The organism is Kribbella sp. NPDC051770 (assembly GCF_040681455.1).
Lineage (GTDB): Bacteria > Actinomycetota > Actinomycetes > Propionibacteriales > Kribbellaceae > Kribbella.
The window spans coordinates 1,249,712-1,264,811 of sequence record NZ_JBFAYT010000001.1 but is presented as its reverse complement, the minus strand read 5'-3'; the positions used below and the strand labels follow the sequence as shown (position 1 = coordinate 1,264,811).

Below are 15,100 nucleotides of genomic sequence, written 5' to 3'. Positions count from 1 at the left end.
TGCGGCGGCTCCGACGTCCCTGCCGAACCCAGGGAGGAACCGATGGAGAACGTTGCCTCCGCCGACGGCACCCAGATCGCCTACGAGCGCTCCGGCCGCGGCACCCCACTCGTCCTGATCGGCGGCGCGCTCTGCGACCGCAGCATCACCCGCCCGCTCGCCCGCGCGCTGGAGGACGACTTCACCGTGGTCTCGTACGACCGCCGCGGCCGCGGCGACAGCGGCGACACCACCCCGTACGCCGTCGCCCGCGAGGTCGAGGACCTGGCCGCGGTGATCACCGCGCTCGGCGGGTCAGCCGCTGTCATGGCCACTCGTCAGGCGCCGGCCTGCTCGTCGATGCCGCGGCAGGCGGCCTGCCGATCACCCGGGTCGTGCTGCACGAGCCGCCGTACAGCCCGGACGACCCGAGGCGCTGCCGAACGGCCAGTACGCCGAGCTGGAGGGCCAGCAGCACGCCGTACCGCCCGAGCTGCTGGCACCTGTCCTGAAGGACTTCTTCAGTCGGCGATGATCTCCAGCTCGATCCGGTCGGTGTAGAACGCCACGTGGTCCTTGATCTCGGCCACCGCGTCGTACGGCTGCTCGTAGGTCCACACCGCGTTCACACCGGCCTCGCCGAGCGCCAGGATGCTGTAGTACCCGGCGTCACCCTTGTACGGGCAGTACGTCGTGTGGGCGGTCCGCTCGAGCAGGCTCACGTCCACGTCGGCCAGCGGCACGTACTGCACGGCCGGGTACGTCGACTCCTGCAGCGACAGCGCGGCGCGGGTGTCGGCGAGCACCTGGCCGGCGGCCTTCACCACCACCCGGTCCGGGTTCTTCTCCACCGTGATCGGGTGGTCCGGGCCAGGGGTCCTGACCGGCTTGTCCGCCATCTTCGTCTCCGCTCCGCGAGGTGTTGGTCCAAACACCAGCAACCCCGGCGCGGGACCGATTCATTCCCCGAGCGGCTCGAGCTCCACGACGAGCGACGGCCCGCCGTCGAAGGTGCCGGCGTCGATGCCGAGCACCAGGTCCTCGCAGTACAGCAGCGGTCCGGTGACCCAGGCCGGGTCGATCCCCATCTGGTCGGCGACGATGCTGTGCCCGTGCACGATCCGCTCGCCGCCGAGGTGCTGCAGGAGCGTCCGGGCCAGCTCCGGTCCTTCCGGCCCGCGGAACGCGTAGCGGGCGGTCATCCGGCGCCAGATCTCCCACCAGACGGTGATGTCGTCACTGCGCAGGTCCGCCCGCGCGCCCGCGTTGATCTCGTCGATCGTGCTGCCCCACTCGACGTACTCCGCGGTGTCGGAGTGCATCAGCAGGTGCCCGGCGTCCAGCCCGAGCATCGGCTGCTCCAGCAACCACTCCACGTCCTCGTCGGTGAGCAGCTCCTGGTCGCGGTCGATGCCGCCGTTCAGCGCCCAGCTGCGCTCGAAACTGCGCAGCGTGATCCCGTCGTGCGGCACCGCCTCGTCGCCGAACTTGTGCATGCCGAGCGCCAGGATCTCGTGGTTGCCGAGCAGCATCCGGACCTCGCCGCTGCCCTGCGACGCCTGAGCACTCAGCCGCTGCACCAGCCGCAGCACACCGATCCCGTCCGGCCCGCGGTCGAAGAAGTCGCCGAGCAGCCACAGCCGCGCGTCCCGGCCGGACCAGTTGCCCTCAGCGTCGACCAGCTCGGCCTCCAGCAGCGAGGCGGCCAGCTTGTCCGGGTGCCCGTGCACGTCGCTCACCACGAACGACGCGGTCATGTCAGCCTCGCAGCGTCAGCACGATCAGTACGACGTTGAGGACCGAGACGGCGGTGGCGACCAGACATGCGGTGAGAGTAGTCGGCAACCGGTTGACCAGGCTGCCCATGATGCGCCGTGTTGCCGTCAACTTCACCAGCGGCCACAGTGCACACGGGATACCGAAGCTCAGCACCACCTGCGAAACCACCAGCGCCCGGCTCGGGTCGATCCCGATCGCCAGGATGATCAGCGCCGGCAGCAGCGTGATCAACCGGCGTACGGCGAGCGGCACGTGCCTCTGCCAGAACCCTTCCAGGATGACCGATCCGGCGTACGTGCCGACCGAGGAGGACGCGAAACCACTGGCCAGCAGGGCCAGCGCGAACAGCAGCGCCGGGAGCTGACCGAGGCGGTCGCCGATCGCGCTGTGCGCGGCGTCGAGCGAGTCGGCGCCGGTTCCGCTCAGCGCGGCAGCGGCCAGGACGACCATCGCCAGGTTCACCGCGCCGGCCAGCGCCATCGCCACGGCCACGTCGATCCTGGTGGCCCGGAGTACGCGCTGCTTACCAGCGGTCGAGCGGATCGACTTCCAGTGCCGGTCGGTGACCAGAGCGCCGTGCAGCCAGATGGCGTGCGGCATCACGGTCGCACCGAGCATGCCGGCCGCCAGCACCAGCGACTCCGTCCCGTCCAGCCGCGGCACCAGCCCGCCGACCACACCGGACGCCGACGGCTCCGACTGGATCGTCGACACCACGAATCCGACCAGTACGACGGCCAGCAGCCCGATGATCGCCGCCTCGAACGGCCGCTGCCCCCGCTTGGACTGGTAGATCAGCAGCCCGAACGACACCGCGCCGGTGATCACACCGCCCAGCAGCAACGGGATCCCGAACAACAGGTTCAGCGCGATCGCTCCACCAACCACCTCGGCCAGGTCGGTGGCAATCGCCACCAGCTCCGCCTGCGCCCACAGCCCGCGGGAGGTGGTCGCCCGGAAGTGCTCCCGGCACAGCTGCGGCAGCGTCTTCCCGGTCGCGATGCTGGCCTTGGCCGCCAGGTACTGCACCAGCACGGCCATCAGGTTCGCCCCGACGACCACCCAGCACAGCAGGTACCCGTACGTCGCCCCCGCCGCGATGTTGGTCGCGAAGTTGCCCGGGTCCACGTACGCCACGGCCGCCACGAAGGCAGGGCCGAGCAGCAACAGACCTGATCGGTTCAGCTGACGTCGAAGCGGTGCCGGTGCGTACATGGGAGAACTATGGCCGACGGAACAGACCTGTGGGCGGGTTGTCTTGTTTTGAGACGAACGACTCAGGCCCAGTTCCAGCGGACCTCGAGCGTGACATCGATGGACTGCTCGCCGGGGGTGACGCCCATTTCCGGCGAGAACCCGCCCGCGCTGAGGCCGACCGCCTTCGCGGCCATGTCCCGGCGCAGCGGGACGTACCCCTGCGTCTCGCTGACTCCCGCGATCCCGCCGATCGACTGACCGGTCAGCGCGGCCAGCTGCTCCGCCTTCTGCCGCGCCTGCTGGAACGCCAGCTGACGGGCCTGGTCCACCAGCGCCGCCTTGTCCTTCACGTCGAACTGCAGGAAGTCCAGGCCCAGGCTGTTGCCCACGGCAGCGACCGCCGCGTTCAGCAACCGGCCGAAGCCGGTCAGGTCGGTGGTGGTCACGATCATCGAGTGCGACGCCCGGTAGCCGGTGACGGTCATCTGGTCGCCGTACTGCGGGTGCACGGACACGGAGCTGGTGGCGACGTCGTCGGAGGCGACGCCCTCGGCCAGCAGCGCGGCCTTCACCGCATCGGTGCGCTCGGCGACCTGCGCGACCGCGTCGGCGACGTCGGGTGCGTCCTGCCCGACGCTGAGGGTGAGGCGCAGCAGATCGGCCGGCGCGGTGGCCTGGCCGGTCCCGGTGACGGTGATCCCAGTGTCCATGCGTGCAGTCTGACACTTCACCCGGCGCACAGCCTCTGGTCAGCTGGTGTCGGCCGGGCCTTCTTCAGCCCGGCACACGCTGCCCGCAACCACCACACCGCCCAGGGAGACCACATGCGCCGCAAGACCATGCTCGCCACCGTCCTGGCGGGCGCACTGCTCGTCGGACTGACCACTGCCGGGGCGGAGGCGGGCGGACGCGACGACCAGGTCGCCCGCGCGTTCGAGGCGACCACCCGCAGTACGCCGTGGACACAGGTCGCCAAGATCCCGCTGAAGTTCCCGACGTACCACCCGCAGGGCTTCGCGCTGGTCGGTGACCTGATCTACCTGTCCAGCGTGGAGGTGCTGGAGGCGCCGGTGAAGTACCCGGTGCCGGTGGACGGGTACGACCGGAGCCCGGGCAAGGGGATCGGCCACCTGTTCGTGCTGACCCGGCAGGGCAAGCTGCTGAAGGACATCCGGCTCGGTGAGGGCACGGTGTACCACCCGGGCGGTATCGACTTCGACGGCGAGAACGTCTGGGTGCCGGCGGCGGAGTACCGGCCGGACAGCAAGGCGATCGTCTACAAGGTGAACCCGAAGACCTACCGCGTCACTGAGCAGTTCCGGGTGCGTGACCACGTCGGCGGTGTCGTCCGCGACCGGCGTACTGGTCTGGTGCACGGCGTCAGCTGGGGCTCGCGGACCCTGTACGAGTGGACCGCGTCCGGCAAGCAACTGGACGCTCAGCCCAACCAGAGCCACCTGCTGGACTACCAGGACTGTGACTACGTCAGCCGGAGCAAGCAGCTGTGCGGCGGCGTCACCGGGCTGCCGACCGCGACCGGTGGCGGCTACGAGCTCGGTGGACTGGCTCTGATCGACCTGAAGGACGACAACCGGATTCTGCACGAGATCCCGTTCCCGGCGTTCTCGTCGACCGGCCACAGCGCCACGCGCAACCCGGTGGCGCTGGAGGTCTCCGGCAAGACGCTGCGGCTGTTCACCGCTCCTGACGACGGTGAGGACGCCAACGGCACCGAGCTGTACGTGTACGAGTCGCCGATCAGCTAGCCCTGGGGACGATGCGGGCCGGGATGTCGTGCTGGTGGCACAGCGCGAGCAGCCCGGTCCCGTCGATCAGCTGCAGCGGCTTGCCGTTCGCGAACTGGTAGCTGGACGGGCCGAGGCCGCTGGTGGTGATCAGGATCCCCTTGGTCGCCCCGGCGTCGACCACCGTCCCGAACAGGTCCCGTACGGCGCTGGGCGGCACTGTCCGCGTGTAGAGCTTGGCCTGGACGACGAACTTGCCGCCGGTGATCGGCCGCGGGTCGTACGCGACACAGTCGATGCCGCCGTCGTTGCTGCTGCGGAACAGTCGGGTCTCCAGGCCCATTCGGGTCAGCAGGTTGTGCACCAGGTGCTCGAACTCCTCCGGGCTCAGGTCCAGCAGGTTCGGCCGGGTGTCGAGCTCGCTGACCACGTCCATCGGCTCCACCGTGCGCGGGTCGGTCAGGTCGAACTCCAGCACCGGCTCCACCGGCTGCAGCTCCTCCGGGTGCCGGGAGACCTCCGCGCCGAAGTAGTGCCGCACGCAGGCGACCGGGTCGAGCTGGTCGAGCACCAGCGCGGTGAACTGCTCCCTGGTCGCCCGCAACGTGATGAGGCACGGCCGGACCGTCCGGCCCGTTGCAGCATCCACTGCCTCGACCATCCCGTTGAACACGACAGTGTCGACCACGGCGTACCGGTCGTGGGCAAAGACCAGGTGCAGCGCCCGCAGCGCGCACTGGGCGACCAGTTGCTGGTAGAGCAGCCGGATCTCCTTGTCCTCCCGCGGTACGGCGACGACGGCGTCCTGCGCTTCGTCGTACCGGTACGACGAAGCCTTCGGGATCACGCTGATGTCCGGCAGATCCCACTCCAGCGCCAGCAGCGTCGACTCGGGCACGTAGCCGGCCTTGCGGCGGGTCGGGAAGTCCAGCGGCTCCGGCGTCCGGTCCAGCGCCTTCTGGAAGTAGCGGCTGACCGCACGCCGGTCCTTGGCGCGCACGCACCGCTCGTACTCGTCGACGCGGGCATGCTGCGCCGCAGTCGCCTCGTCGAGCCGGCGCTGCTGCTCGGCCTGCTCCCGGACAGCCCGGACCGCCCGCTGCTGCCGGGCCTCCTCGGCCAGCCGGTGCCGCTCGATCGCCTCGGCGAACCTGTCCTCGGCGTCGCGCAATCGCCGGGCGTAGCGCCGGTTGCCACCGACCCAGCTCGCGAACGGGCCGGGCGGACTCGGCAAGAAGGCAGCCCACACCGGACCCGGGTGCGGCTGCCGGTCCGCCTCCGCCAGCCGCGGTGGCGCCCGGCGCGGTGCACGCTTCAGCGTCTGCAGGTCGGTGCCACAAACCTCCTCGGCCAGCGCCGTGGCCAGCACGCCTTCCAGTGCGCGGACATGCTCACGGACCGCAGCGGTCCGCTGAGCCGCCTCGGCGGTACGCCCGGGCGGACGGTCGCTGCGGGCATGTCGATCCACCGACCAGCCCATGGCCTCACACCTCTCCAGTCCAGCGTAAGCGGATCACCACGCTCCGCGACCGGACATGACGCAGAGTTAGTCATGACATTGCTTGCCGTCCACACCCTGTTCGCCTTCACTCGAACAAATGTTCGACTGCTCTGCTAGTGTATCCGCGACAGGCCGAAGGAGGTTGTCGCAGTGCTACTGGAGAGTCACCATGGCGCCATGGGTCTGTCTTCGTACGCGTCCGGGGTGTCCGAGGTTCCGTTGCTGGGTGAGACGATCGGCGCGAACCTGCGCCGGACGGTCGCGGCGTACGGCGGGCAGGAGGCGCTCGTCGAGGTCGCGTCGGGTCGGCGCTGGACGTACGCCGAGTTCGGTGTTGCCGTCGACACCTTCGCGAAAGGCCTGCTGGCGCGGGGGATCGGCCAGGGCGACCGGGTCGGGATCTGGGCGCCGAACTGCGCCGAGTGGACGATCACGCAGTACGCGACGGCGACGATCGGCGCGATCCTGGTGAACATCAACCCGGCGTACCGGACGCACGAGCTGTCGTACGCGCTGAACCAGTCGGGCGTGCGGTTGCTGATCTCGGCCACGGAGTTCAAGACCAGCGACTACCGCGCGATGGTCGAGGAGGTGCGCGGTGACTGCGCCGCGCTGGAGGAGATCGTCTACATCGGTACGCCGGACTGGGACGCCGTGGTGGAGGCGGCGAGCCGGACGACCGATGCGGAGCTGGCCGAACGCGAGGCGGCGCTGGCGTTCGACGACCCGATCAACATCCAGTACACCTCGGGGACGACCGGTTTCCCCAAGGGAGCGACGCTGTCGCACCACAACATCCTGAACAACGGCTACTTCGTCACCGAGCTGATCGGCTTCACCGCCGAGGACCGGCTCTGCATCCCGGTGCCCTTCTACCACTGCTTCGGCATGGTGATGGCCAACCTCGGCTGCACCACGCACGGTGCCTGCATGGTGATCCCGGCGCCGGCCTTCGACCCGGCCGCGACGCTGCGCGCGGTGCAGGACGAGCGCTGCACCGGGCTGTACGGCGTACCGACGATGTTCATCGCCGAGCTCGGGCTGCCCGACTTCGCCGACTACGACCTGACCTCGTTGCGGACCGGTGTGATGGCCGGGTCGCCATGCCCGATCGAGGTGATGAAGCGCTGCGTCGCCGACATGCACATGGCCGAGGTCGCGATCTGCTACGGGATGACCGAGACCTCACCGGTGTCGACCCAGACCCGCCGCGACGACGACCTCGACCGGCGCACATCGACGGTCGGCCAGGTGATGCCGCACGTCGAGGTGAAGCTCGTCGACCCGGCCACCGGCCTGGTCGTACCGCGCGGTGAGCCCGGTGAGCTGTGCACCCGGGGGTACTCGGTGATGCTCGGCTACTGGAACGACGACGAGAAGACCGCCGAAGCGATCGACCGCGCCCGCTGGATGCACACCGGCGACCTCGCGACCATGCGCGACGACGGCTACGTGAACATCGTCGGCCGGATCAAGGACATGGTCATCCGCGGCGGCGAGAACGTCTACCCGCGCGAGATCGAGGAGTTCCTCTACACCCACCCGTCGATCGCCGACGTCCAGGTGATCGGCGTCCCCGACCCCAAGTACGGCGAGGAGCTCTGCGCCTGGATCAAACTCAAACCAGGCACCGACCCCCTCGACGCCGCCGCGATCAAGGAGTTCGCCACCGGCAAACTCGCCCACTACAAGATCCCCCGCTACGTCCTGCTCGTCGACGACTTCCCGATGACGGTCACCGGCAAGATCCGCAAGGTCGAGATGCGCGAGAAGTCCGTGGAACTGTTGGGACTCACCAACTGATCGGTTCGGTGGGATGGTGGGGTCGTACGTGTCGAGGGCTGCGCTCGCGACTCGCGTTGCATCGAAATGCAGCTGAAGTTGTCGGCGGTCGATGGCATCGTGTGCACCATGGAACTGGATTCGGACGCATTTCCCGCAGAGTTGGCTCGCGGGGTGACTGCGATGCTGACGGAGAGCTTGATCCGTGACGGCGTGATCAATCCCACAGGGAAGACTGACGAGGAAATCCGCCAAGAGTTCGCGCGATGGTACATCGATCGCGGCGAGGCGGCGATCGAGAACCTCCACTGGGTCATCGATCACAAGAACAACATCGTCAGAGAGGCAAGGCGGTACTTCTCGGACGATTATCTGCAGCTCGCCTCGGTAATGTACGCGATGTACTTCGAACACTGGTTGAACTACCTGCTTGCCTGGGGCGGATCTCGCGTCGGCCTAGGTGAGCATGATGTCTCGAAGATGTTGCGAGGGAGCAGCCTTGATGCGAAAACTAGTTACCTATGGCAACTGGTATTTGACGAGCAGTTGAAGCCTGAAATTGCGCTGACTGTCAAAGCGATCAGTGAGGCGCGAAACGCCTTCGTGCATTATAAGTGGCGATATCATCACGTGGATTCGGGCGCGCTTGACGCTGAAGATCGGGCGCTTCGAGCAAAGCTCGAGACTTGCGACGCTGTCGTAGAGCTTACCCAGGAATACGAGCGTGAACTCTATGCGCGATTCGCAGAGGAGCATCCTCTGCTCGGCCTCGACGAACAACAGTTCGGCGCGGGCCAGAGCGGCGGCGAACGATGGCCGTGATCGGACCTGAGTGGCGTGGAACTGCCGGTCGCCGGGCAGTACGTGGTTACCCACCCGAAACACCGGTGGGTGGTTCGGAAACCTGAGTTTGTTCCGGGGGCAATCGTGCGGCAATCGGGGAGTTCTTCACTGGATGTCATCCAGTCGGAACCACCTCGGGAGCTCGGATGGCGCAGATCGTCGACGGAACGCACCGGTCGGTCGTCGTGGTCGGTGGCGGGCAGGCCGGGCTGGCGACCAGTTGGCACCTGAGCCGGCAGGGCGTCGACCACCTGGTGCTGGAGGCCGACCGGGTCGGCAGCGAGTGGCGCGAACGGCGCTGGGACTCCTTCTGCCTGGTCACACCGAACTGGCAGTGCCGCATGCCGGGCTTCCCGTACGCCGGTCCCGCGCCGGACGGCTTCATGGTCCGCGACGAGATCGTCGCCTACCTGGAGGACTACGTCCGCTCGTACGACGTACCGCTGGTGCAAGGCGTCCGGGCGACGTCGCTGGAAGCGGGCCCCGGGCGGCCGGGGAGTCAGGGGTTCCGGATCGAGACACCGGATCCGGGTTTCCGCATCGAGACCTCCGCCGGCACCCTCACCGCAGACCAGGTCGTCGTGGCGACAGGCCCCTACCAGCGGCCGAGGATCCCCCGCATCGCCGAGCGCCTCCCGTCGTCGATCCACCAGCTGCACTCCTCGCAGTACAAGAACCCCTCGCGGCTTCCGCCGGGCGAGGTCGTTGTCGTCGGCACCGGTCAGTCCGGCTGCCAGATCGCCGAGGACCTGCACCTGGCCGGCCGAACGGTCCACCTGGCGACCGGCAGCGCCCCGCGGGTCGCGCGGTTCTACCGCGGCCTCGACGTCGTCGCCTGGCTCGACCGGATGGGCTACTACGCCAAGGGAATCGACGAGTTCGACGACGTGGACTCGGTGCGGTTCAGGGTCAACCACTACGTCACCGGCCGCGACGGCGGACGCGACATCGACCTGCGGAAGTTCGCCCTGGAAGGCATGCGGTTGTACGGCCGCCTGGTCGACATCGACGGCCGGCTGCGCTTCGCCGACGACCTGCGGGCCAACCTGGATCACGCCGACGCGGTCTCCGAAGGCATCAAGGACTCGATCGACGCCTTCATCACCGCGCAAGGTCTGGAAGCTCCGGAGGAGCCGCGCTACCAGCCGGTCTGGCAACCTGACCACGCTCCGGACTCGCTCGACCTGCAAGGGATCTCGGCCGTCGTCTGGAGCACCGGCTTCCGCCGTGACGACTTCTGGATCCGGGTCCCGGTCTTCGACGGCCGCGGCTACCCGACCCACCGTCGCGGCGTCTCCAGCGTGCCCGGCCTGTACTTCGTCGGCCTGCCCTGGCAGCACACCTGGGGCTCCGGCCGGTTCGGCGGCGTCGCCGACGACGCGGCGTACCTGACCGAACGGATCCTCGCCCACCGGATGCAGTACGGCCTCCGCTGGATCGCCGGTGCACCGCCCCAGCGGACCGTGGCCTGAGGTGGGCGACATGTCGACAAAGATCTCCGACGCGCACCGGCACCTCGGCAAGCTGCCGGCGTACCCGTTCTACGGCGGCCCACCGGTCAACCCCGACGTCACCGCCCGCGCGACGATCGACGAGCTGCTCGCCGATCTCGATGCCGAAGGCACCGAACGCGCGCTGGTGATCCCGAACTACGGCGTCCCGGACGTCGCGGTGTCGTTCGCGCTGAACGACCTGGTCGTCGAGGCCGCGGCCCGGGACGACCGGATCCGTGCCGGGCTGTGGGTCTCGCCGCGGCCACAGGACTCGGCGTACACGACCAAGGCGCTGGCACTCGCCGGCGAGCCCGGCGTGAAGGCGCTGAAGATCAGCTTCCTGCTCGGCGGGCACCCGACCGGCGACGACGTCCGGCCGCAGCTCGACGAGATCTTCGCGACCGCGCGGCAGCACGGGCTGGTCGTCCACGTGCACACCTCGCCGGGCGCCGCGTCCGACATCGATCACGTCGGCCACCTGGTCGACACCTACGCCGACGAGGTCGCGCTGCACCTGGTGCACTTCGGCGGCGGGATGAGCGGGCACATCAAGCTGATCGGCTCCCGGTTCTTCGACTGGATCGAGTCCGGCAAGCAGGTCTACACCGACCTGTCCTGGGCGATCGGCTTCGCCCCGGGCTGGCTGGCCGCCGAGATCGAACGCCGCGGCACCGGTCACGACCGGGTGCTGTTCGCCAGCGACCAGCCCTGGGGCGACCACGCCGGCGAGCTCGCCCGGATGCGCGCCGCGATGGGCGACGGCGAGCTGGCCGACCACGTCTTCCACCGCACCTTCAGCCACCTCTACGACTGATTGTCCCCAACCCAGCAAGGAGCACAGCCATGCCTGAACTGACCGACCTCGAGACCAAGAGCCTCGAAGAGATCCCGCACCCGTCGCTGCCGCAGGGCTCCAGCATCTACGGCGGCACGAAGGTGTTCCCCGACTACCAGGCCGAGGACGGCGAGACCTACTTCACGCTCGTGCACGGCATCGCGCACGAGTCGTCGGTGAGCTTCGTCGCGATCCTGCAGGCGACCCGCGCGCAGCGCAAGGGCTTCGAGTCGGCGATCTACTTCTACGGTCCCGGCTCGCTGAACTGCCTGGCCACCCGCGGCTTCCCGACGACGGGCAACTCGGCGTTCCCCGGCGAGCACAACATCAACGAGTCGTTGAAGACGTTCATCGCCGAGGGCGGCAAGGTCTACTGCTGCCGGTTCGGGCTGTCGCTGCACGGCGCCCGCGAGGAGGACCTGATCGAGGGGGTCATTCCGACCCACCCGCTCGACGTGCAGGACGCGCTGATCCACTACGCGCGCAAGGGCTCGATCATCAACTCGACGTACATGTTCTGAGGGGATCGCGATGCCAGAGCGGGGTGGTGGGACGGAGACGTTGACCGTGGGCACCGAGGCAGAGCTGACCGTACGGTCCGAGATGGCCGTGTACGGCGTCCAGGTGGACGCGCCGGTCCGCCGCAGCAAGGGGGCCGGGCCGAGCGACGACGGGCACCTGGTCGTCGACGGCGCCAACGCCACCCTGCCGATCGTTGCCGACAGCCCCTACCAGGTCCGGGACGGACAGGTGTTCCGGGCCGGGCGGTCGCTCGGGCTGTCGGTCGAACCGGTGAGCCGGCCGCGCTTCTACGACCTCAAGACCGTGGACGGCGTGCCGTACCAGCAGATCGCGTTGCTGCACGGCAAGGACGTGCTGGCCACGACCGTGGTGCAGACCTGCATCCGGTACGACGAGTCGACGCGCTGCCGCTTCTGCTCGATCGAGGAGTCGCTGCGCGCCGGGGCGACGGTCGCGGCCAAGACGCCGGCCCAGCTCGCGGAGGTCGCCGAGGCCGCCGTACGGCTGGACGGCGTCCGGCAGATGGTGATGACGACCGGTACGACGACCGGCCGTGATCGTGGTGCGCGGAACCTGGTGCGGTGCGTGAAGGCCGTCCTGCAAGCCGTTCCGGGGCTGCCGATCCAGGTGCAGATCGAGCCGCCGGGGGACCTGTCGGTGATCGCCGACCTGCGGGCGGCCGGCGCGACGTCGATCGGGATCCACGTCGAGTCGCTGGACGACGAGGTCCGGCGACGGTGGATGCCGGGCAAGTCGACGGTGCCGCTGGCCGAGTACGAGGCCGCGTGGGACGAGGCGGTGCGGGTGTTCGGGCGGAACCGGGTGTCGACGTACCTGCTGATCGGGATGGGCGAGGACCCGGACGAGTTGGTGGCCGGCGCGGAGCGGCTGATCGACCGCGGGGTCTATCCGTTCGTCGTCCCGCTTCGGCCGATGCTCGGGACGCTGGCCCGGGCCGACGGCGTACTGCCTCCGTCACCGACGCTGGTCGAGGAGGTCACCACCCGGGTGGCTGCCCTCCTCGCCGCCGCCGAGATGCGAGGTGCCGATCAGGGGGCCGGATGCGCGGCCTGCGGCGCTTGCAGCCTCTTGTCGGCGGCCGGCGCATGAAGGTCGTCGAGCAGCTGACCGGCGTCCGCCGGGCCGCCGATGTGGAAGCCCTCCTGGGCCCGACTCCACCAGCTTTCCTGACCGAGGTGGCAGACCGCCAGGCGGTGAAGGCCTACCACCACCTCCGCCACGCAGCCTTCGTCGAGGCGCAGGGCTTGTTCGAGAGAACGGACCTGGACGAGCGCGACGAGGATCCCCGCACGATCGTCCTGGTCGCCCGCGATCACAGCGGCCAAGTCGTCGGCGGGGTCCGGCTCGGCCCGGCAGACGACGGCGAAGACATCGGCTGGTGGCAAGGCGGTCGCCTGGTCGTCGCCCCCACCCGCGCCACCCGCGCCGAAGGCAGCGGCCGGGGCGGCGGCTCCGCCTCCCCCCTCCTCTCCCCGTTGGCGCCGCCCGGCGTCAGCCGGGCGGCGCCAACGGGCGTTGGTGCGGCGTTGGTGCGGGCGGCGTGTGCTTTTGCTGAGGCTGCTGGTGCGCTTCGGTTTGATGCGACGGTGCAGACCGGGACCTACCGGTTCTTCCAGCGGCTCGGCTGGGAGACCGTTCGGCCGGTCGAGGTGGCCGGGCAGCCGCATGTGTTGATGCGGTGGCCGATCGGGCGGATCGCTCAACTGGTGGCGGCGACGAAGGCGGAGCTGGGGAGCCTGCTCGACGGCACCGGTCCGCCCGGGTTCGTGGGCGACGACGGAGCGCCGGTGCCAGGTAGTGACCTGGTCGCCGCCTGCGACGCGATCGTGCCGGCGATGGTCGAGCGGGATCCGGAGTGGGCCGGCTGGTGCTCGGTGCTCGTCAACGTGAACGATCTGGCAGCGATGGGGGCCGAACCCGTCGGGTTGCTGGATGCGTTGGGGGCCAGGGACGCGGCGTTCGCCGCTCGGGTGCTCAGCGGGTTGCGGAAGGCCGCGGCGGCGTACGGCGTACCGGTGCTGGGCGGCCACACGCAGTTCGGTGTGCCGGCGGCGTTGAGTGTGACGGCGTTGGGGCGGACGGCGAGTCCGGTGCCGGGAGGCGGCGGACGGCCGGGGCAGGCGGTCAGGATGACGGCTGACTTGAGCGGAGGCTGGCGCGCGGGGTACGCCGGGCGGCAGTGGGACTCGACCAGCGGACGGCGTACGGACGAACTGCGGACGATGATCGCCGCGGTCGGCAAGGCCCAACCGTCCGCGGCGAAGGACGTCTCGATGGCCGGTGTCGTGGGGACGTTGGGCATGTTGGCCGAGGCGAGCGGGTGCGCGGCGGTGCTGGACGTCGCCGACGTACCGAAACCGAAGCAGGCGTCGATGGAGGACTGGCTGACCTGCTTCCCCGGGTTCGCGATGCTGACGGCGGGCGAGCAGGAACTACCGGCCGGACCGGCGGACAGTGCTGTCTGCGGTGAACTGACGAGTGGCCAGGGCGTTTCGCTGCGCTGGCCCGACGGGGAGCTCACGGTGGCCGTGCCGGCCGGGGTGACCGGAATGGGAGCGGCATGATGCTGCGGATGGCGGCCGTGGCCGCGAACTTCGACCGGGACCTGGAGGCCGACTTCGCCCGCATCGCGGGGCTGATCGAGCAGGCCAGGGCCGACGGCGTACAACTGCTGGCGCTGCCCGAGGGAGCACTCGGCGGCTACCTGCTGAGCCTCGACGGCAGCGCCGACCCGCCGCCGGCCTTCGACCTCGACGGGCCGGAGATCGCGCGGCTGGTCGCGCTGGCGGGAGACCTGGTCGTCACCGCCGGGTACGCCGAGGCGGCCGGTGGGTTCATCTACAACAGCGCGGTCTGCGTCAGCGGCGACGGCGTGCTCGGGCACCACCGCAAGGTGCATCAACCGCTGCACGAAGACGCGCACTACGCGGCGGGTGACCGGTTCGAGGCGTTCGACACGCCGGTCGGACGGCTCGGGATGATGATCTGCTACGACAAGGCGTTCCCCGAGGCCGCGCGCTCGCTCGCGCTGGACGGCGCCGAGGTGATCGTCTGTCTGTCGGCCTGGCCGGGCGCGCGGACGAACCCGGACCCGGATCTCGCGAAGGACCGCTGGAAGCGGCGCTTCGACCTGTTCGATCGGGCCCGGGCCTTGGAGAACCAGGTGGTCTGGCTGTCGGCCAACCAGTCGGGGATGTTCGGCTCGCTGCGGTTCGTCGCGAGCGCGAAGGTCGTCGACCCCGGCGGCGACATCCTCGCCGACACCGGCGTCACCGAGGGCATGGCGATCGCCGAGCTCGACGTCGCCGAGGCCCTCGACCTGGCCCGCCGCTCGATGGGCCACCTCAGGGACCGCCGCCCGGAGACGTACGGCGCACCAGAGCTCGCCCGGAGCTGAACCGAT

General features: G+C 69.5%; 15 protein-coding genes. 10 read left to right on the top strand and 5 right to left on the bottom strand.

Translation table 11 applies throughout. From position 1 onward, the window contains the following. Positions 1 to 42: 42 nt before the first annotated feature. Positions 43 to 540, top strand: coding sequence for an alpha/beta hydrolase (locus AB0M01_RS06075; RefSeq protein ID WP_363665945.1), 498 nt, complete (start codon positions 43 to 45; stop codon positions 538 to 540). Here AB0M01_RS06075 and AB0M01_RS06070 read toward each other — a convergent pair. The 4 genes from AB0M01_RS06070 to AB0M01_RS06055 all read right to left on the bottom strand — a co-directional run bounded on the left by AB0M01_RS06070 (position 501) and on the right by AB0M01_RS06055 (position 3,665). Further along, complete coding sequence (locus tag AB0M01_RS06070) at positions 501 to 878, bottom strand: DUF427 domain-containing protein (protein ID WP_363665943.1); 378 nt, start codon at positions 876 to 878, stop codon at positions 501 to 503. The two genes, AB0M01_RS06075 and AB0M01_RS06070, sit on opposite strands and share 40 nt — an antisense overlap. A 60-nt stretch (positions 879 to 938) precedes the next feature. Next, positions 939 to 1,736, bottom strand: coding sequence for a metallophosphoesterase (locus AB0M01_RS06065; RefSeq protein WP_363665941.1), 798 nt, complete (start codon positions 1,734 to 1,736; stop codon positions 939 to 941). A 1-nt stretch (position 1,737) separates the two neighbouring features. Then, positions 1,738 to 2,973 (bottom strand): Nramp family divalent metal transporter, encoded by a 1,236-nt coding sequence (locus tag AB0M01_RS06060; protein WP_363665939.1) that lies wholly within the window; start codon positions 2,971 to 2,973, stop codon positions 1,738 to 1,740. A gap of 62 nt (positions 2,974 to 3,035) precedes the next feature. Then, a complete protein-coding gene (locus AB0M01_RS06055; protein ID WP_363665937.1) occupies positions 3,036 to 3,665 on the bottom strand; it encodes an SIMPL domain-containing protein in 630 nt (209 codons plus the stop codon). Between the two features lie 114 nt (positions 3,666 to 3,779). Between AB0M01_RS06055 and AB0M01_RS06050 the strand changes: the two genes are divergently transcribed. Then, positions 3,780 to 4,721: a DUF6454 family protein gene (locus AB0M01_RS06050; RefSeq protein WP_363665935.1), complete on the top strand. Its 942-nt coding sequence runs from the start codon at positions 3,780 to 3,782 to the stop codon at positions 4,719 to 4,721. On the opposite strand, the gene AB0M01_RS06045 is transcribed toward AB0M01_RS06050, so the two are convergent. After that, complete coding sequence (locus tag AB0M01_RS06045; RefSeq protein ID WP_363665933.1) at positions 4,714 to 6,180, bottom strand: restriction endonuclease; 1,467 nt, start codon at positions 6,178 to 6,180, stop codon at positions 4,714 to 4,716. The two genes, AB0M01_RS06050 and AB0M01_RS06045, sit on opposite strands and share 8 nt — an antisense overlap. A gap of 198 nt (positions 6,181 to 6,378) precedes the next feature. Between AB0M01_RS06045 and AB0M01_RS06040 the strand changes: the two genes are divergently transcribed. From AB0M01_RS06040 to AB0M01_RS06005, 8 genes are all read left to right on the top strand, one after another. Next, a complete protein-coding gene (locus AB0M01_RS06040; protein ID WP_363665931.1) occupies positions 6,379 to 8,004 on the top strand; it encodes an AMP-binding protein in 1,626 nt (541 codons plus the stop codon). 66 nt (positions 8,005 to 8,070) lie between these two features. Beyond that, on the top strand, positions 8,071 to 8,805 hold the full coding sequence (locus AB0M01_RS06035; protein ID WP_363665929.1) for a hypothetical protein: 735 nt from the start codon (positions 8,071 to 8,073) through the stop codon (positions 8,803 to 8,805). Positions 8,806 to 8,972: 167 nt separating this feature from the next. Continuing rightward, positions 8,973 to 10,298, top strand: a complete 1,326-nt coding sequence (locus tag AB0M01_RS06030; protein WP_363665927.1) for an MSMEG_0569 family flavin-dependent oxidoreductase — start codon at positions 8,973 to 8,975, stop codon at positions 10,296 to 10,298. Positions 10,299 to 10,308: 10 nt separating this feature from the next. After that, entirely contained in the window at positions 10,309 to 11,133 is an 825-nt protein-coding gene (locus tag AB0M01_RS06025) for an amidohydrolase family protein (RefSeq protein ID WP_363665925.1), read from the top strand. A 29-nt stretch (positions 11,134 to 11,162) separates the two neighbouring features. Beyond that, positions 11,163 to 11,675, top strand: a complete 513-nt coding sequence (locus AB0M01_RS06020) for an MSMEG_0572/Sll0783 family nitrogen starvation response protein (protein WP_363665923.1) — start codon at positions 11,163 to 11,165, stop codon at positions 11,673 to 11,675. A gap of 10 nt (positions 11,676 to 11,685) precedes the next feature. After that, complete coding sequence (locus AB0M01_RS06015; protein ID WP_363665921.1) at positions 11,686 to 12,786, top strand: MSMEG_0568 family radical SAM protein; 1,101 nt, start codon at positions 11,686 to 11,688, stop codon at positions 12,784 to 12,786. Beyond that, a complete protein-coding gene (locus tag AB0M01_RS06010; protein ID WP_363665919.1) occupies positions 12,783 to 14,261 on the top strand; it encodes an MSMEG_0567/sll0787 family protein in 1,479 nt (492 codons plus the stop codon). Before AB0M01_RS06015 ends, AB0M01_RS06010 begins: the two co-directional genes overlap by 4 nt. Further along, on the top strand, positions 14,258 to 15,094 hold the full coding sequence (locus AB0M01_RS06005; protein ID WP_363665917.1) for a carbon-nitrogen hydrolase family protein: 837 nt from the start codon (positions 14,258 to 14,260) through the stop codon (positions 15,092 to 15,094). Before AB0M01_RS06010 ends, AB0M01_RS06005 begins: the two co-directional genes overlap by 4 nt. Positions 15,095 to 15,100 lie beyond the last annotated feature (6 nt).